Here is a 19,181-nt window from a genome sequence, read left to right as displayed (position 1 = left end):
CCGTCTTTTTCAGCGTGGAGAACGCTGTTATCCGAGCGGATATCCCTCTTCGGGATCGGTGACTTCGCAGCCGTTGATTGACAGAGTGTAGCCGCTGTCATTGGACGCTTTTGAGACCGAAATGCGGTATTTGCCGCCGCCTTGCTCCACCTCTGCCGCAAAACCGTCCCATTCCGACGGGAGCGACGGGCGCACGTAAATCCGGCCGTCCTTCAGCCGGATACCGAGGATGCCCTCGACGGCGGCGCGATAGAGCCAGCCGGCTGACCCGGTATACCAAGTCCAGCCGCCGCGCGACGTATAAGGCTCGTTTCCGTAGACGTCGGCCGCCACGACATAGGGTTCGACGCGGTATTGCTCCGCTGAAGCCTTGTCGAGCGCATGGGTGATCGGGTTGAGGATCTGGAAGCAGCGGAAGGCATCGTCGCCCCGCTTCAGCTCCGCCAGCGCCATCACGACCCAGGTCGCGGCATGGGTATATTGCCCGCCGTTTTCGCGCACGCCCGGCGGATAGGCCTTGATATAGCCGGGATCCCTGGCGGAATTGACGAAAGGCGGCGTGAACAGCCGGATGATGCGGGCATCCTCGTCGACTAGCTGATCGAGCACCGCATCCATCGCCGTGACCGCGCGGGCCGGATCGCCCTCGCCCGACAGCACGCTCCAGGACTGCGCGATCGAATCGATCCGGCATTCGGGGCTTTCCCTGGAGCCGAGCAGCGCACCGTCGTCGAACGTGCCGCGGCGATAGTAGCCGCCATCCCAGGCCGCAGTTTCCAGCGCCTTCTTCAGCTCGGTGAGATGCGCCGACCAGCGCTCTGCACGGGCCGTGTCGCCGCGCTCTTCGGCATAGGGAATGAAGGAGCGCAATGCCCCTGCCAGGAACCAGCCGAGCCAGACACTGGTGCCGCGCCCGCCGACGCCGACGCGGTTCATGCCGTCGTTCCAGTCGCCGCCAAGGAATAGCGGCAGGCCGTTGGCCCCCTTGCGAGCGATGGCGAGATCGAGCGCCAGCGCCGCGTGTTCGTAGACGCTCGCCTTGTTCTCGGAGATCTCCGGCTTGTAGAACGAGTCGTGCTGGCCTTCGAGCAGTGCCGGCCCTTCCAGGAAGGCGATCTCCTCGTCGAGCACGTTTTTGTCGCCGGTGACGCTGCAATAGTGGTGGATCGCGTAAGCGAGCCAGACGACGTCGTCGGAGATCAGCGTACGCACGCCCGCACCCGTTCCCGGCAGCCACCAATGCTGTACATCGCCTTCGCGGAATTGCCGCGAAGCGGCATTCAGGATCTGGCGGCGGGCAAGCGAGGGCTCGTGTAGCACGAAGGCCAGCGTGTCCTGCAGCTGGTCGCGGAAGCCGAAGGCGCCGCTTGCCTGGTAGAAGGCGGTGCGGGCCATGATGCGGCAGCCGAGGCTCTGATAGGGCAGCCAGGTGTTGACGAGATTGTTCATCCCGCGATCTGGAGTCGATATCTGCAGCCTGCCGGTGAAATCCCGCCAGAAGGCGCGGTTTGCCTCGACGGTCTCGTCGAACGAAACCTTGCGGATATCGGCGATGACAGTGCGCGCTTCTTCTTCCGTCGGCGTATCGCCGAGGAAGAATGTGAAGTCGCGCTCTTCGCCGGCGCCGAGCTCGATGTCGATTGCAAGCGCCGCGGCCGGATCACCATCTAGTTCCGTCGCGCCGGAAAGAGCGGCGGCGGAAGTGACGGCCTGCGGTGCCTGGATCGTCCCCGCCTTACCGATGAATTCGCGCCGGCTTGCCGAGAAACTCGAAAGTGTCTCGCTCGCAGCGAAGAATGCAGTGCGGTTCGAAAAATCGATGCTGTAGGGATTGGTGGCAAACAGCGCCCCCGTCTCCTCATCATGGCTCGACAGGATGAAAGGCACCGTGCGTCCCGGATTGCTGCCGAGAATCCATTCGACATAACCGTAGAGACGCAGCTTGCGGCCAGTCGAACCGGTGTTGCGCAGGCGCAGGCGTTGCAGTTTCACCGGCTTTTCGCGGTCGATCGTCTGCGTCAGCTCAAGCGCGATATCGTGCTGAACGCTGGAGAAGACGGAATAACCGAGCCCGTGGCGGGCTTCGAAACGGATGTCCGGCCGGCGGGAAAGTGCTGCGAACGGCGTCATGACGGCACCGCTGTCCAGATCGGTGAGATAGAATGCCTCGCTCGAACGGTTGACCACCGCATCGTTCGACCAGGAGGTCAGCTGATAGTCGCGCGAATTGACGCTCCAGGTGAAACCCGAGCCCTCGGCCGAAACGTGGAATCCGAAGCTGTCGTTGGAAATGACATTGATCCAGGGCTGCGGCGTCGCATGACCTCCAGGCAGCCGAACGACATATTCGCGTCCGTCGCGGGCAAAGCCGCCGATGCCGTTCCAGAAGTCGAGATCGCCTTCCTCCTCGATGATGACGGCGGGCACGACAGGTGGCGGCACCGGCGCAACACGCTTGACGGGGGCCTTGTTGCGCTCGACCCGTTCCATCTCCTGCAGTTCCTCCTTGGAGGGTGCAAACAGCGCGACGGCGCGGTTGATCTGGTCGACCACCTTGCCGTTCTTGGTGTGTAGCGTGACGCGGGAAGCCGCGATCAGCGCATGATAAGTGGCTTCTTCCATCAGGTCCTTGCGAACCGCAAAGATATGCTGGCGCAACCCGTCGGCCTGGCCCATGCGGCGCACGTTTTCGCACATGGCGTCGAGCGCATGCTGCATGTCCTGCGCATAGGACGAAGCGCGTTCGTTCATGATGACGAGATCGGCGGTGACGCCGCGCGAGCGCAGATATTCCTGCGCCAGCAGCGCCTCGCGGGCGATGTCGAGATCCATGTCGTCGTTGATGCGCAGCGTGAAGATCGGGAAGTCGCCGGAGATCGCCAGCGGCCAGAGCGCCGATTGCGACTGTAGGCCGGCCTCGACGGTCGCCTCGTCCTTGCGCAGTTGCATGTCGGGATAGACGAGGTAGCGTCCGAGATGCTGGAAGGCGGCCGCCTGCTGGGAGGTGACGCCGACATGGCGCATCTGCACCTGCGTGCGTGTCCAGGCCTGGACGAGTTCGTGGGTGAAGGCATCGGGATGACGGTAGCGATTGACCGCCTTGTCGACTTCCTCGCGGCTTGGCGCCGCAATCGTCCAGAAGATCACGCTGACCTTCTTGCCGGCCGGCACGCGGACGGTGCGACGCAGCGACATGACGGCATCGAGCATGAAGCCATCGCTGCCGGAAAGCGTGGCACCCGGATCGAAGGCCGCCGCATCGGCAAGGCTGCGGCCACGGCCGATGAACTTGCGCCGGTCGGTCTCGAATTCGGTATGGCGGGTGTCGCCGGCATTGTCGACGATCAGATGTGCGATGCTGATATTAGGCTCGTTCGGGTCGCGCTTGTTGCGTTCGGCGCGGATGACGTCGCCGCGCTTGCCGATCTCGGTCTTGACGAACATGCGGGCGAATGCCGGATGCGCATTGTCAGTATCGTCGGAGGTAATCACTGGTTCGAGATAGGAGGTGACCTCGATGAAACGGTCTTCCGTGCCCATGTTGAGCAGCGTGACGCGACGGGCCTCGGCATCATGCTCGGTTGCGACGATGCATTCCACCTCGCTTGTGAGGTCGCCGACCATCTTGGTGAACTGCGCCTTCTCGTCGGCGAATTCGACCTTGATCTTTTCGCCTTCGACACCCTTCGGCTCTGATGTCGCCGACCACCATTCATTGGTGGCGGTATCGCGCAGGAAGATGAAGCTGCCCCAGCGGTCTTCAGTCGGATCAGGCTTCCAGCGGGAAACGGAAAGATTGTTCCAGCGGGAATAACCCGCGCCCGTCGCCGTCAGCATCACCGAATAATGACCGTTCGACAGGAAGACCAGTTCGCGGTCACGCGAAGCCGGATCGTTGATCTTCCGGAGCTCCGGCCGCAGGAGATCGTCCTGGATGCTGGCCGGTGTGTCGGATTCATGCTTGCCGCTCATGACAGGAATATCGCGCGGCGCCTTTTCCTGCAGCAGCAACTCCGCCGCCTCGATGACGGGATCGGCGTGGAAGAGCTCGCGCAGATGACCGTTGAAGGCGACGTTGGCGACCGCCGCGATCGACATGCCGTGATGATGTGCATAATAATTGTAGACCACCGCGCATTTCTTGCCTTCCGGCACGCGCGTCGGCGTGAAATCGACGGCGTCGTGGAAGCCGAACTTGCCGAGTGCGCCGAGCTTGCGCAGCTTCTGCAGGTTTTCCAGCGCGGCCGGCGGATCGTACTGGCTGGCAAGCAGCGAGGCATAGGGCGCGATGACGGCATTGTGGCCGAGGCCGCGCTTCAGGCCGAGCGTGGGCACGCCGAAATTCGTGTACTGATAATTGAGGTTATGGTCGCGGGCATTGAAGGCCGCTTCCGAAATGCCCCAGGGAATACCGAGCTTGCGGGCGTAATTCATCTGCTCGACGACGACCAGATTGTTGGTCTGGTTGAGAATACCCCCGCCGCGCTCCTGCATGACGAGCGGCGGCATCAGATATTCGAACATCGAGCCGGACCAGGAAACCAGCGCACCGCGCGACCCCACAGGCACGACCTGGCGGCCGAGGCGGTACCAGTGTTCCGTCGGCAGGTCGCCCTTGGCGATGCCGAAGAGGCTGGTCAGGCGGCATTCCGAGGCGAGAAGGTCATAACAGGCCTGGTCGAGTTCACCGCTTTCGACGCGATAGCCGATCGACAGCAGACGCCGTTCCGGCCGGAACAGGAAGCCGAAATCCATCGAGAAGGCGAGATCGCGCGCCTTGTCGCGCAGCGCCACCAGGCGCGGCCTCAGCGCATCGACTTTGGAAAGGTCGAAGGTGCTGTCGGAAATATGCGCCTCGCAGACCTTCACCAGGGATGCCGCCCATTGGGTGACCTCTTCACTCTGCTTCGACTTGACCTCATGGTCGAGATTGGCAGCGAGCTTCTCGATGTCGCGCGCGAGAACCGCAAGGTTGATGATGCGGATCGAGGCGAATTCGTGCTCGCGTTTGACGGCGGCAAGCGCGTTCTGGAAGCCGACGATGCGCTCCTCCAGGCGCCGGCGCAGCGGGCGCACGGTCTTGCGGTCATCGGGCAGGTCCGCCAGCACTTCTCGGAGAATGCCGGCCGTGTCGCCGACGCCGTCGAGATTACCCTGCATATGGGCGGACGGCGCCTCGGCCCAGTTGCGGCAGGCCGACGAAATGGCGATCAGATGGCCGGCGAGATTGCCGCTGTCGACGGCCGAGACGTAACGGGGGCCCAGCGTCTGCAGCGTATCGGTGTGATACCAGTTGAACAGATGGCCGCGGAATTTCTCCATTCTATCGATCGTCGCGATCGTCTGCTCCAGCCGTTCGAGCGTCTCCTCGAAGGAGAACCAGCCGAAATGCCGGCCGGAAACGACGGAAAGCAGATAGACGCCGATATTGGTCGGCGAGGTGCGCGCCGCCACAATCACATGCGGCGTTTCCTGGATATTGTCCGGCGGCAGATAGTTCTGCTCGGCCGTCGTGAAGGTCTCGAAATAACGCCAGGTGCGCCGGGCGATCTTGCGCAGTTCGCTCGACACGGAATCGGCGACCTCGAGCCGGTCCTCGGTCTCCGCCGACTGGCTGACATACCAGGCGACGACAGGCGAGAGGATCCACAGCAGCGCGAAGGGAATGCCGACAAGGAAGGCGTTGTCGCCGGGAAGAGCTGCGAAACCGAGCGCCAGCAGCGCCAACGCCGGTGCATGCCACATCGCCTTGTAATAGGAGATCAACGTGCCCTGGCCGCCGGCCTGAACGCTGGCAGCGGTCCGCCACTGCAGCATCAGCTTGCGGCTGACGAACAGGCGATAGAGCGAACGGCCGATCGCATCAGCCATCATGCAAGCCGAATCGGCGATGAAGACGATGCGCAGCGCAACCTGGGCATTGGCGGCCGTGATATCGGACCAGACCGTATAGAGATGGGCGCGGGCGATGATATCGCTGGTGCGCGGGATGATGCCGTTGATGAGCGACAGCGTCGGCGCGACGAAGAGGCAGAAGATCAGCAGAATCTGCCAGATGAGCGCGCCGAGCGGACCCATGAAATACCAGCCGAGCACGGAGGCGAAGAACCAGGCGATCGGCGTCAGCGAGCGGCGCAGATTGTCGAACATCTTCCAACGGCCGAGTGCCGTGACGCCGTATTTCGGATTGAACATGTAGGGGAGAAGCTGCCAGTCGCCGCGTGCCCAGCGATGCTGGCGCGAGGTTTCCACCTCGTAGCGGATCGGGAAATCCTCCACCAGTTCGAGATCGGTGACGAGCGCGCAACGCGCCATCGAGCCCTCGAGAAGATCGTGGCTGAGCACGGAGTTCTCGTCGATCCGGCCCTTCAACGACGCTTCGAAGGCATCGACATGGTAAAGGCCCTTGCCGGTGAAGGTGCCTTCGCCGGCGAGATCCTGATAGACGTCGGAAACGGTGAAGACGTAAGGATCGAGGCCACGGTTGATGGAAAAGACGCGCTGGAAGACCGACGCGTCCTTGCCTGTCGTCAGCGACGGCGTGACACGCGGCTGCAAGACGCCATAGCCGCTTTCGACGCGGCCGGTTTTCGGATTGATGACCGGGCGGTTGATCGGATGATAGAGCTTGCCGACGAGCTTGGTGACGGCATCGCGCATCAGGCGCGTATCGGCATCGAGCGTCATGACATATTGCACGTTGGCCGGCACGGTATTGGCGCCCGGCAGATAGGTCGTGTCGCGGTCGCCGCGCAGCAGCATGTTCAGTTCGTGCAGCTTGCCGCGCTTGCGCTCCCAGCCCATCCAGACGCCTTCCGCGGGATTGTAGAGGCGGCGGCGATGCAACAGATAGAAACGCGTCTTGCCGTCATAGGCATAGCGGGCGGAGAGATTGGCGATCTCGCGCCTGGCATAATCGAGAACCTCGAGATCGGCAGGCGTTTCTTCGACCTCGCTGTCCGGCCAGTCGCTGAGCATCGCGAAATAGATCTCGCCGCGCGGATTGGCGAGATAATGAACCTCGAGATTGCGCACGTGATCGTCGACGCTGTCACGGTTCGAGATCAGGCAGGGCACGACGAGCAGCGTGCGCGCATCTTCCGGAATGCCTTCCTTGAACTCGTAGCCGACGAGGCGTGCCGGCGTCACGAAGAAGGATAGCAAGGTGTTGAAGAGACCTGTCGCCCCCTCCGACGCCGGCACTGAGAACATGATCAGCAGCAGGGCGATTTCAAACGCACCCATGCCGGCATTCGCCATGAACTTGCCGACGATCGCCATGGCGATGATGGTCAGCAGCATGACGGGCACGGCAATTGCCAGCCAGTTGAACCGGCGCACGGCGCGCACGAAAAGCTGGATGATCGTCGGGCGATAGTTCGCCCGTGCTTCGAGCTTCGGCCGCTGCGCGCCCGACAGGAAGCCGCCGACATTCGGTTCGTGCGGCTGCGGCTCGTCGGAGGCCTTGGCGGCGTCAGTCATGTCAAGCGCCAGCTGGGCGATTTCCATTTCCGTCAGCGGCGAGCGCTTGGCCAGCTTCTCGATCTGTTTGCGATATTTGTTGCGCGAGCCGGAATCGAGGATGCCGTAATCCGAATGCTCCCAGAGCAGCTTGTCGACATGGCTGACCTGCTCGACCCAGACCGACCATTCGGCATCATCGATCTCGCGAAGGCTGCGGATGATGTTGCCCATCGTCACGTTGCCGGAAGAGAGTCGGCTGTGTTCGGCTGTCGTCGTCTCTTCGGTGTTGCGGCCGAGCTCTTCCAGCCGCGCGTCGAGCCAGGTGATCGCCAGGCTCGACGTCTGCGAGCCGTCGCGCAGGCGATAGAGGAACTGCGTCGAGAAGGTATTGTCCTCGGCAAGCGATTCCAGCGTCTTCAGATAGGCGGTCGCCCCGGCTGGGTCCGTCAGGCGCACCAATTCATCGGCCGCCTCGTTGGCGCGGCGGCGCAGGCGGCGGCTAGCTTCGACACGGCTCGAAATGCGGCGAAGGTTTTCGACGAGCACATAGCGCACGAGGGAGGGCAACGCCCAGAGTTCGCCGATCCTGAGCGTCTCGCTGGCCTGGAAGCCATCGACCAGCGCCGTCAGGCTTTCCTGCGAGATCGTGCTATGGGTATGAGCGACATAGAGCCAGGCAAGCACGAGGGTGCGTGGCACCTCGACGCCGCCGACGACCATGGTCGGCAATTCGCGATAGAAGCGGCGAGGGAAGTCGCGCCGCACCTCCTGGATCGCCTCTTCGACGATATAGTGATTGTCCAGCAGCCATTCTGCCGCCGGCGTGATCGTCTCGCCGGCTTCGACGTCGGTCGCCGTGGTCCGGTAGACGCGCAGAATTTCCTTCTCGTTTTCCTTATGGCGGGCGAAGAAATCGAAGGGAGCGAAAGCCGGCAGCTTGTCGACGCCGTTGCGGGCGACCGCATCGCCCATCGCCTTGATGTCCTCGATGGAAAGATAGGTCGAGCGGATCGAATCGTTATGATCGATCTGCTTCGTCTCGGGTTCGCGCGAAAGGCTCGGAGAAAGATTGGAAATAGACATGGGTTCGGTTCTGGATCCAAACGAAGTTATGGCTGTTTTGCTCAGCCTTTTGCACTGCTTATCATGACTGCTACATGAACGGAGCCCTATTCTTCAAAGATCGATGAAGTGGGGGGCGAACGACACTTGGCAAGCGATGCAGACGGGCTAAGCCCTGGTTCAGGACGCGGCCCGACAGGATCGCGACCATCGATACCCTCTCTGCGAAAGCCATGTCGAAAATTTGGACACTATCGGGATAATTCAAGTCAAGAGGCGTTCGCCGCTTGCCCGGCGAGCTTGTCTGGGCGGTGGGAATGACGAAAATGCCGGCCCCTGGTCCCGGCGATCAACAGCTTGGATTTCAGAAAAAGAACAGAAGACGATCGCCAAATCATACGCCTGACAGCGCTTTGGGTGAGCTTGCACCCCGCGCATGAGCAAGTTCGCCGTGGCGCGCTTTGGATGGCGTGAAAAGAATAGAAGAATGATGATGAGTGGGAAAGCCGAGACAAATTAATGTTCGGAATTCAATAAGGGTGGAAACCGCCGCAGCGCCGGCACCTGCCGACGCTTAATCATCCACCGGATTACCCGACGACGCCGCAAACCATGGCCACGACGAACAGGAACGCCGCGGTGAAGATCGCTCCATGGAGCACCGTCTGAAGCCTGTGGCGCGTGGTGAGCGGCTTCTTGGTCGGTACGGAACCATACTGGTTCACGTGAGCATGCGAAATACCCAGATCTGCCATATGTCGCCTCCGTTGTTCTCGTGCGGCCGGTTGTGCGGCTCGCGCTTATATTCTTATTTTCTCTATCAAGTAGGTAGAGATAAAATTCCGTCTAGAGCGAACGGAAGAGAAAATTCAACCAGCCCTTTTAGCAGAGCGTGCGCCATGCCCAGATCAACGAGCGCTCGACGGCACTCTCCTTCTCAGGCGGGTTGGAGGAAGTCTCGATCAGCCGACGGTCCTTTTCCGCGGGAAGGGATACCGAAATCTGTTCCCGGCGATCGGTTTTCACCGGAGGATCGAGGTAGCCCATGGTCATCCCACCGAGAAAGAACATGCTTCAACCTCCATCGATCACGAAAGCTAACAAACGTTAACGGGATCATGACAGAAGCAAGGCAGCTGTCAATAGTCTAGTCGAATGGTCGTCTTTTAGGAAAACATTATCCTTAACAGCGCCGCCGATCTTTTCTTTTCAAAGGTTTGAAAAGATTGGCTTTCAGGCTTTGACGAAACCCTTGCTCGCGATCATCAAATTTCTCGTATAGTCCTCATGAACCGCACCCGTCGCCAGCTCTTGCGAGCTCAACCGCTCGACGACGGCGCCGTTGCGCATCACGGCGAGCCGCTCACACATATGGGTGACGACACCGAGATCGTGGCTCACCATCACGAAGGTGAGCTTGCGGTCGCGTCGGATCTGCTCCAGCAGGTTCAGCACCTCGGCCTGCACCGAGGCGTCGAGTGCCGATGTCGGCTCGTCGAGCAGCAGGATTGACGGTTCCACGATCAGCGCCCGGGCGATCGCCACGCGCTGGCGCTGGCCGCCGGAGAGCTGGTGCGGGTAGCGGAAACGGAAACCATTGCCGAGGCCGACCTCGTCGAGCGCCCGGGCGATGCGCTTGTCGCTGTCGGCGATGCCGTGGATTGCAAGCGGTTCGAGCAGAAGCCGGTCGATGGTCTGGCGCGGATGCAGCGAACCATAAGGATCCTGGAAGACCATTTGCACGCGCCGGTAGAAGACTTTGCTGCGCTTCGAACCTTTCAACACTTCGTCGTCGATGTGGATCGCGCCGCCGCTGATCGGCGCAAGCCCGGCAACGGCCCGCAGCAAGGTCGATTTTCCCGAGCCGGACTCACCGACGAGGCCAAAGGATTCGCCGTGTTGGACGGCGATGCTGACATCCTTCAGCGCATGAAAATGGTCGTAGACGACGCTGAGATTGTCGACTTGGAGAGCTGCACTCATGCCGCCCACTCCGGCTTGCGGTCGAGCACCGGCAGCGGATGGCGGTTTGCACCGATCTCGGGCATGCAATTCAGCAGTCCTTGCGTATAGGGATGCTGCGCATGTTTGAGATCGGCCGCCGCCAGTTCCTCGACGATCTTTCCGGCATACATGACGATGACGCGGTCGCAGAAGGAAGAGACCAGCCTCAGATCGTGGGAGACGAAGATCAGCCCCATGCCGCGCTCGGACACCAGCTTGTCCATGATCCTCAGCACGTCGAGTTGCACCGTCACGTCGAGCGCCGAGGTCGGCTCGTCGGCAATCAGCAGCTCAGGCCCGGCAATGAGCATCATGGCGATCATCGCCCGCTGCCCCATGCCGCCCGAAACTTCGTGCGGATGCAGGTCGAAGACACGCTTCGGATCGCGGATCTGCACCGCTTCCAGCATGGCGAGCGCGCGCTCGCGCGCCTCCGCCTTGCCGACCTTCTCATGTGTGCGCAGTGTCTCGCAGATCTGCCGTCCGATCGACATGACGGGATCGAGCGAATATTTCGGATCCTGCAGGATCATGGCGATGCGCTTGCCCCGCAGCCTGCGCCTTTCGCCGGCAGACGCATTGATCAGATCGATGCCGTTGAAATTAAGCCTGTCGGCCGTGACGATGCCGTGTTTCGGCGTCAGGCCCATGATCGCCCGTCCGGTCTGCGACTTGCCGGAACCGGATTCGCCGACGATGCCGAGCCTTTCCTTGCCGAGCGTGAAGGAGACGCCGCGCACGGCCTCGATCACGCCCGTGCGCGTGGGGTAGCTGACCTTGAGCTTGTCCACCGTCAGAAGTGTCGTCATTGGCCGCTCTCCTTCGGATCGAGCGCGTCGCGCAGGCCGTCGCCGAGGAGATTGAAGCCGAGGCTGACGATGAGGATGGCGATGCCGGGCATCGCCGCGACCCACCATTGATCGAGGATGAAGCGCCGGCCCGAGGCGATCATCGCACCCCACTCCGGCAATGGTGGCTGCGCGCCCAGGCCGAGGAAACCCAGACCGGCCGCCGTCAGGATGATGCCCGCCATGTCGAGCGTCACGCGCACGATCAGCGAGGAAATGCAGAGCGGCATGACATGGCGCACGACAATGCGAAGCGGCGAGGCGCCCATCAGCTTCACCGCCGAAATATAGTCGGAACGCCGGACCGCCAGCGTCTCGGCACGGGCGATGCGCGCATAGGGCGGCCAGGAGGTGATGGCGATGGCGATGATCGCATTCTGGATGCCGGGACCGAGAGCGGCGACAAAGGCAAGTGCCAGCACCAGCTTCGGAAAGGCAAGGAAGATATCGGTGATGCGCATCAGCGTCGCATCCACCCAGCCTCCGGCATAGCCGGAGACGGTGCCGACGATCAACCCGATCGGCGCCGAGATGACGGCAACGAGCGCGACGACAAGGAGCGTCAATCGCGATCCGTAGATCAGCCGGGAATAAATATCACGGCCCTGGTCATCCGAACCGAGCCAGAATTCCCCGGTGCCGGGCGGCAGCAGGCGGGCGTTGCGCAGATCGCCGACAACGGGATTATGCGTGGCGATCACATCGGCAAAGGCGGCGATAAAAAGCAGCGCCACGATGATCAGCAGGCCGACGACGGCGAGCCTGTTTGCCGTGAACTGCCGCCAGGTGACATAGGTGCGGCCGAGGCGGGCCTGCATGCGCGATTGCGGCCGGTCGGAGAGCAGCCATTCGCGGCGGCTCATCGCAGGAGATGGGCTGGCATTGGCCGTCATCGGTTTCGCGTCCTCGGGTCGAGCGTCCGGTAGAGAAGATCGGACAGAAGATTGATACCGATGAAGACCGTACCGATGACGATCGTGCCGCCGAGCACGGCGTTCATGTCGGCGTTCTGCAGCGAATTGGTGATGTACAGCCCGATGCCTGGCCACGAAAAGACGGTCTCGGTCAGCACCGATCCCTCGAGCAGGCCGGCATAGGAAAGCGCAATGACGGTAACGAGCGGCACGGCGGCATTGCGCAGCGCATGGCCCCAGATCACCCGCGTTTCCGAAAGCCCCTTGGCACGTACGGCGACGATATATTCCTGGGAAAGCTCGTTCAGCATGAAGCTGCGCGTCATCCGGCTGATATAGGCAAGCGAGAAGTAGCCGAGCAGGGATGCGGGCAGGATGATGTGGCGGAACACATCGTAGAACACATCCCATTGCCCCTGCCAGGCACTGTCCAGCAGGTAGAAGCCGGTGATCGGCGTGAACGTGTATTCGAAGACGATGTCGATGCGGCCGGGAAAGGCCACCCAGCGCAGTTGCGCATAGAAGATCACAAGCGAGATCAGCGCCAGCCAGAAGATCGGCACCGAATAACCGATCAAGCCAATGACCCGCACCACCTGGTCGACGATGCTGCCGCGGCGCACCGCGGCGAGAACCCCGAGCGGCACGCCGACGAAAGCGCCGATCAGCGTTCCGAGCGTCGCGAGCTCCACTGTCGCCGGAAATGCACGGCGAATATCGACCATTACCGGATTGGTCGTCAGGACCGAATTGCCGAAATCGCCGGACAGGATGCCTTTGATATAGATGAAGAACTGCTGGTAGAGCGGCAGGTTGAAGCCCATCTCCTGGCGCACGCGCTCGACGACATGGTTGGGCGCGCGATCGCCAAGGATGGCGAGCACGGGATCGATCGGCACGACGCGGCCGATGAAGAAGGTGACGGCCAGCAGGCCGAGATAGGTGGTGACGGCGGCAAACAAAAACCGCCCTAACGCCTTTGCAAAGGCGCCGGCACGGCCCTTTCGGGGCCGCGCCTCCTGCGTTGTTTCGACGGTGCTCAAGTCACTCAATCCTGCCGGATTATTCCTTGGCGATCGGACCGACGAAATTGGTGTCGAAGCTCGGACCCAGTTTGAAGTCCTTCAGGCTCTTGCGGTAGCCGGCCACTTCGATCTGCTGGAAGATGAAGACGAAGGGGCTGTTTGCCAGGTACTTCTTCTGGATATCCTGGTACATGGCGGCGCGCTTGGCGCCGTCGCGTTCCAGAAGTGCGGCCTTCGCTTGCTTGTCGAGTTCCGGCGCTTCCCAGGTGTTGCGCCATGCGAGCGTCTTCACCGTGCCGGCATCAGAATTGTCGGGGTTGCCGGTGAATGTGTCGGCATTGGAATTCGGGTCGAAATAATCAGAACCCCAGTTGCCGATATACATATCGTGGGTGCGGGCACGATATTTGGTCAGCGTCTGCTTGCCGTCGCCGGGGATGATTTCCATCTTGACGCCGGCCTGTGCCAGCGTCTGCTGCATGGATTCGGCAATGCCGGTCACCGGCTGCGTGTTGCGCACGTCCATGGTGATCGAGAAACCATCGGGTACGCCGGCCTTGGCGAGCAGTTCCTTGGCCTTGGCGACATCGAGCTTGTAGGGATTCTCGTCGAGCTCACCGAGCTGTCCCTTCGGCAGGAAAGTCTGGTGGATTTCGCCGATCCCTTTGATCAATGTCGCACCGATCGCGTCGTAGTCGACCAGATACTTAAAAGCTTCCTGGACTTCCGGCTTCTTCAGGTTCTCGTTCTTGTTGTTCAGGCTGACATAATAGATCGTGCTTTTCGGCGCACTCGTCGTGGCCAGATCGGCATTCTTCGCAACGGCATCGAGGTCGCCCGGCTCGAGATTGCGGGCGATATCGATGTCGCCAGCTTCGAGTGCCAGCCGCTGCGCCGAACTTTCCTTCATGTAGCGGTAGATGACGCGGTTGAGCTTTGGCTTGTCGCCGTAATAATTGTCATTGCGCTCCAGCACGACGACTTCGTTGGCGCGCCATTCGCGCATCTTATAGGCGCCGGAACCGGCATAGCCGGTCTTCAACCACTCATTGCCGAAATCATTGTCGTATTTGTGCTCGGCATCCGGCGTCACCGCCTTCGTATGCTCCAGCACCAGCTTCTTGTCGACGACGGACGCGACGGTTGCCGTCAGGCAGTTGAGCACGAAGCTCGGCGCATAGGCCTTGTCGACCGTGAAGACGAAAGTGCCGGCATCGGCAGCCTTGGCTTTTTCCGTGACATTGTCGCCGGTCAGGCCGAACTGGGTGAGGATAAAGGCCGGGCTCTTGTCGAGCTTGACGGCGCGTTCGAACGACCAGGCGACGTCTTCGGCGGTGACCGGGTTGCCGGAGGCGAATTTCAGGCCTGACTTCAGCTTGAACGTATAGGTGAGGCCATCATCGGAAACGCTCCAGCTCTCGGCCAGATCGCCCTTCACCTTCGACGTATCGTCCATGTCGAGACGAACAAGCAGGCTGTAGCTGTTGGTGGTGATTTCAGCCGTCGAAAGCTCGAAAGCCTCGCCAGGATCCATCGTGATGATATCGTCGATGGCGAATCCTTCGACCAGCGTATCCTTCGGTGTCTCGGCGAAGGCGGCGGGTGCCGCCATCATCAGAAGCGAAAGCGCGGCTCCGGCGGAAAGCATGCGAAAATTGCGGCTGAGTTTGGTCATCATCATGGTCTGTTCCCCTGTTTTTTGATTGGATTAGGAAAGGCTTAGGCGCGGTCCTCCCGCCAAGCTTGGGCCAGAATGCGAAGCCAGTTTTCACGGGCAAGTTTTGCGAGGTCGGCATCAGCATAGCCAACCTCCTTGAGAGCGGCAATCAGCTTCTGATTGCCAGCCGCATCACCGATTTCCTCTGGAATGGTGGCCCCGTCGAAATCCGATCCGAGCGCCACGCAATCGATGCCGATGCGGTTCACGAGATAGTCAATATGGCGGATCATGTCGGTAAGCGGCGTATCGCTGTCCGAGCGGCCGTCGGCACGCAGCATGGCGGTGGCATAATTGATGCCGACGAGCCCTCGGCTTTCGCGGATCGCATCGAGCTGCCTGTCTGTCAGGTTGCGCGCGACCGGCGTCAGGACGTGGGCATTGGAATGAGTGGCGACCAACGGCTGATCCGTCGTCTTCGCCACGTCCCAGAAACCCTTCTCGGTGATATGAGCAAGGTCGATCAGGACGCCGAGGCGATTGCATTCCCTGACAAGCGCGAAGCCGGCATCGGTCAGGCCGGGCGCCGTGTCCGGCGACATTGGGAAGGCGAAGGGCACGCCGTGACCGAAGACATTGTGCCGGCTCCAGACCGGCCCGAGCGACCGCAGCCCCGCCGCGTAGAATACCTCGAGCGCCGAGAGATCGGCGCCGATCGCCTCGCAACCTTCCATATGCATGACGGCGGCAAAAATGTTATCCGCCATGGCGCCGCGGATATCTTTCACCGTCCGGCAGAGCCGCCAGGCGCCAGCCTGGTCGAGCCGCAGCGCGATCGCCGCCATTTCATTGGCGATGGCAAGGGAAGGCAACGGATCAAGAGGTGCCGCCATCGGCGTGATATAGCGACCGTTAGCATCCGGATCGGCAAAGACGAGATCGCCCGAGGGAATGTAGATGGCGCAGAGACCGCCTGAAAGACCGCCCTCTCTGGCGCGACGCGCATCGATATGGCCGACCGTCGTGCCGTCTGCGAATTCCGCGATCGGGTCGCTGCCGTCTTTTGAATGTGTCCAGAGTCGAAGGAGAACGTCGTTGTGACCGTCAAATACGAATTGCATCTGTCTTCCTGCGCTGCCCGAGCGGGCGAATGAAGCGGCAGAATAGAAAAGCTGACGGAATTCGCCACTTCTTTTTTTAAAAATCCGTCATCGACGCTGGAACAGGATGATTTTCGGCCAGACCGGCTTAAAATCTGAATGCTCTTCTAAGTTAAATAGTTAGAGCGTGATGTCGTCCGAAAACCGCTCACACTCTTCGGCATCATGCTCTCAAAACGGAACGGGGGCCGAGGCCCCCGCAAAACTATCGGATCACGCTGCCGGAAATTAGTGCTTGCGGCGTTTCTTCTGTCTGTAGACGTCGATGACAACAGCCGCGACGATGATGAGGCCCTTGACGATCTCCTGGTAGTAGGCGTCGATCCTGAGGAAGGTGAAGCCGGAGGTCATAACGCCGAGAATGATGGTGCCGATGACTGTGCCGGTAATGCGCCCGACACCGCCGGTGAGCGAAGTGCCGCCGATGACGGTCGCGGCGATCGCGTCAAGTTCATATCCGACACCCATGCTGGCCTGTGCGGTTTCCGCACGTGCCGCAGTGACGATACCGGCAAGGCCGGCAAGCAATCCCGCAATCACATAGACCTTGACGAGATGAGCCTCGATGTTGATGCCGGAAACACGCGCGGCCTGCGGATTCGCGCCGATGGCATAGGTGAACTTGCCGTAGCGGGTGTAGCGCAGTGCGATATGAAAGATCAGTGCAACGACCAGGAAGACGACAACCGGCCAGGCTTTCGTTCCGATGAAATGAAACTGCTCGGTGATCCCGGAAACCGGCTGTCCCTTCGTATACCACTTCGCCACGCCTCTGGCCGAAACGAACATGCCAAGTGTGGCAATGAACGGCGGGATCTTCGTGTAGGCGATGAGCGCGCCGTTCGCGAGGCCGGCCGCCGCCCCGATCAGCAGACCGACGACGATGGGCACGAAAGCCGGCAGGTCGGTCAGCGAGGGAAAGACGGCCCGTCCCCAGGTCGAGGACTGGGCAAAGCTCGTTGCGATCATCGCCGTCATGCCGACGACCGAACCCGACGAAAGGTCGATGCCGCCGGTGATGATGACCTGCGTGACGCCGACGGCGATGATGCCGATGACGGAGACCTGCAGGATCATGATCGTCAGACGCTGCGAATTCATCAGGAAGCTTTGGCCGATGAACATCCAGCCGAGCACTTCGTAGATGAGTGCGATGCCGACGAGCACGAGGAAAATGCTGAGTTCCGTCGGTATGCGCCGCCGCCTTTGCCGGGTTGCGAGCGGAGCCGCGCTCTCTGCTGCCTTGGTAGTCATGTCAAACCTCCCTTGGACGATCGCCGTCGACGCATCACTGCGCAGCCAGCTCCATCACCTTTATCTGCGTTGCTTCGTCGCGATTGAGGAAACCGGTCACGCGTCCCTCGTGCATGACCATGATGCGGTCGCTCATGCCGAGAACCTCGGGCATCTCGGACGAGATCATCACCACCGCCACGCCGTTTCGCGCCATCTCCACGACCAACCGGTGGATTTCCGCCTTGGCGCCGACATCGATGCCGCGCGTCGGCTCGTCAAGGATGAGGATGCGCGGATTGGTGAGCAGCCAGCGGCCGATCAGCACCTTCTGTTGATTGCCGCCCGAAAGATTTTCCACCCGCTCGTAAAGATTGGGCGTTTTCACGCGCAGCTTTTTTGCCATGTCTTCGCAGGTTGCCTCGACTGCGCCCTGCTGCACGAAGCCGCCCTTGACGTATCTGTCCTGCAGAACGGCGATCTGCATGTTCTCGAGAATATCGAGGATCAACAGGCAGCCGGTATCTTTCCGGTCTTCGGTCAGGAACGCCATGCGATTGCGGATGGCCTCGGTCGGCGAAGAAATGGTCACCGGCTTGCCGTAGAGCTCGATCGAGCCGGAACTTGCCGGCGTCACGCCAAACAGCGTTTCGGCGACGTTCGACCGGCCGGAGCCGACCAGGCCGGCCACACCGAGGATTTCGCCGGCCCTGACCTCGAAGGAGACGTTCTTGAAAACGCCGTTGAGACACAGATCCTTGACGGAGAGCATGACCTCGCCGATCGGCACCTCTTCCTTGGGAAACATCTGGGTGATCTCGCGCCCGACCATCATCCGGATGATATCGTCGCGGGTGACGTCGGTTGAGGCATGCGTGCCGATATATCGGCCGTCGCGGAAGACGGAAAACTCGTCGGCAATCTCGAAGAGCTCGTTCATCTTGTGGGTGATGTAGACGATGCCGATGCCTTGGGCCCTGAGGTCGCGGATGATACGGAAAAGATGCTCGACCTCGCGCTCCGTCAGCGCCGAAGTCGGCTCGTCCATGATCAACACGTCGGAATTATAGGAAACCGCCTTGGCGATCTCGACCATCTGCCGGTTGGCGACAGACAGGAACCGGACCTCGATATCAGGATCAATTGCGATATTGAGCCGGGTAAACAACTCCTCGGTCATGCGGTGCATCACGCCGTGATCGATGAAACCGAGGCGGTTCTTCGGTTCGCGGCGAATCCAGATATTTTCGGCAACCGTCATGAACGGCATCAGGTTCAGTTCCTGATGGATCATGGCAATGCCGTTCTCCAGCGCGTCGAGCGGAGATTTCAGCTGGATTTCGATCCCCTTCAGGCGAATATCGCCCTTGTCGGGCGTGTAGATACCGGCGAGGATCTTCATCAACGTCGATTTGCCGGCGCCGTTTTCGCCCATCAGCGCATGCACGGAGGCGCGCTTCAGTCGGAACTGCACGTCGTCGAGGGCGACGACACCGGGAAATTCCTTGCGGACACCCTCGGCGCTCAAGAGATATTCCGCATTCGGAACTGCGCCGCTCGCGCGCACGGCGGCCATGGTTGTCGGGCTGACGGCCATATCATCTCCTCCGGATACGGGTAGGCGAAAAGGATGCGGGCTTTGCCCGCATCCTGCTTGGCCTTCGCCTCAGTTCTTGGTGACGAAGTCCTTGACGTTGGCGGGCGTCACGAGCTGGAAGGGAATGTAGACCTTCTTGTCGATCTTTTCGCCCTTGGCGAGCTTGAGCGCTGCATCGAGCGAGCCCTTGCCCTGGCCGGCGGCATCCTGGAACACC

At 61.1% G+C, this 19,181-nt stretch carries 11 protein-coding genes and 1 pseudogene; all 12 read right to left on the bottom strand.

Annotation, left to right across the window (positions count from 1 at the left end; all coding sequences use genetic code 11):
* Positions 1-27 precede the first annotated feature (27 nt).
* Positions 28-8,547 (bottom strand): glycoside hydrolase family 94 protein, encoded by an 8,520-nt coding sequence (locus AC1D2N_RS24685; protein WP_130653293.1) that lies wholly within the window; start codon positions 8,545-8,547, stop codon positions 28-30.
* 569 nt (positions 8,548-9,116) lie between these two features.
* On the bottom strand, positions 9,117-9,281 hold the full coding sequence (locus AC1D2N_RS24680) for a hypothetical protein (protein ID WP_018244083.1): 165 nt from the start codon (positions 9,279-9,281) through the stop codon (positions 9,117-9,119).
* A gap of 127 nt (positions 9,282-9,408) precedes the next feature.
* Positions 9,409-9,597, bottom strand: a complete 189-nt coding sequence (locus AC1D2N_RS24675) for a hypothetical protein (RefSeq protein WP_028733602.1) — start codon at positions 9,595-9,597, stop codon at positions 9,409-9,411.
* 162 nt (positions 9,598-9,759) lie between these two features.
* Positions 9,760-10,509: an ABC transporter ATP-binding protein gene (locus AC1D2N_RS24670; protein WP_028733603.1), complete on the bottom strand. Its 750-nt coding sequence runs from the start codon at positions 10,507-10,509 to the stop codon at positions 9,760-9,762.
* A complete protein-coding gene (locus AC1D2N_RS24665; protein WP_018244086.1) occupies positions 10,506-11,339 on the bottom strand; it encodes an ABC transporter ATP-binding protein in 834 nt (277 codons plus the stop codon). Before AC1D2N_RS24665 ends, AC1D2N_RS24670 begins: the two co-directional genes overlap by 4 nt.
* A complete protein-coding gene (locus AC1D2N_RS24660) occupies positions 11,336-12,271 on the bottom strand; it encodes an ABC transporter permease (protein WP_112905542.1) in 936 nt (311 codons plus the stop codon). The genes AC1D2N_RS24665 and AC1D2N_RS24660 overlap by 4 nt, the downstream gene beginning before the upstream one ends.
* Positions 12,268-13,335 carry an ABC transporter permease gene (locus AC1D2N_RS24655; RefSeq protein WP_018244088.1) on the bottom strand — a complete coding sequence of 356 codons (1,068 nt, stop codon included), beginning with the start codon at positions 13,333-13,335 and terminating at the stop codon, positions 12,268-12,270. Before AC1D2N_RS24655 ends, AC1D2N_RS24660 begins: the two co-directional genes overlap by 4 nt.
* Before the next feature lie 19 nt (positions 13,336-13,354).
* A complete protein-coding gene (locus AC1D2N_RS24650; RefSeq protein WP_018244089.1) occupies positions 13,355-14,998 on the bottom strand; it encodes an ABC transporter substrate-binding protein in 1,644 nt (547 codons plus the stop codon).
* A 38-nt stretch (positions 14,999-15,036) separates the two neighbouring features.
* Positions 15,037-16,095: a dipeptidase gene (locus AC1D2N_RS24645; protein ID WP_130653294.1), complete on the bottom strand. Its 1,059-nt coding sequence runs from the start codon at positions 16,093-16,095 to the stop codon at positions 15,037-15,039.
* A gap of 267 nt (positions 16,096-16,362) precedes the next feature.
* Complete coding sequence (locus AC1D2N_RS24640) at positions 16,363-17,388, bottom strand: ABC transporter permease (RefSeq protein WP_018244091.1); 1,026 nt, start codon at positions 17,386-17,388, stop codon at positions 16,363-16,365.
* A gap of 34 nt (positions 17,389-17,422) precedes the next feature.
* Positions 17,423-18,964, bottom strand: coding sequence for a sugar ABC transporter ATP-binding protein (locus AC1D2N_RS24635; RefSeq protein WP_130653295.1), 1,542 nt, complete (start codon positions 18,962-18,964; stop codon positions 17,423-17,425).
* A 69-nt stretch (positions 18,965-19,033) separates the two neighbouring features.
* Positions 19,034-19,181: pseudogene (locus AC1D2N_RS24630) on the bottom strand (rhizopine-binding protein); the annotation flags it as partial.

It is taken from the genome of Rhizobium sp. P1_B8 (genome assembly GCF_056406515.1).
The sequence above is the reverse complement of the archived record's forward strand: the minus strand, read 5'-3'. Positions and strand labels throughout refer to the sequence as shown.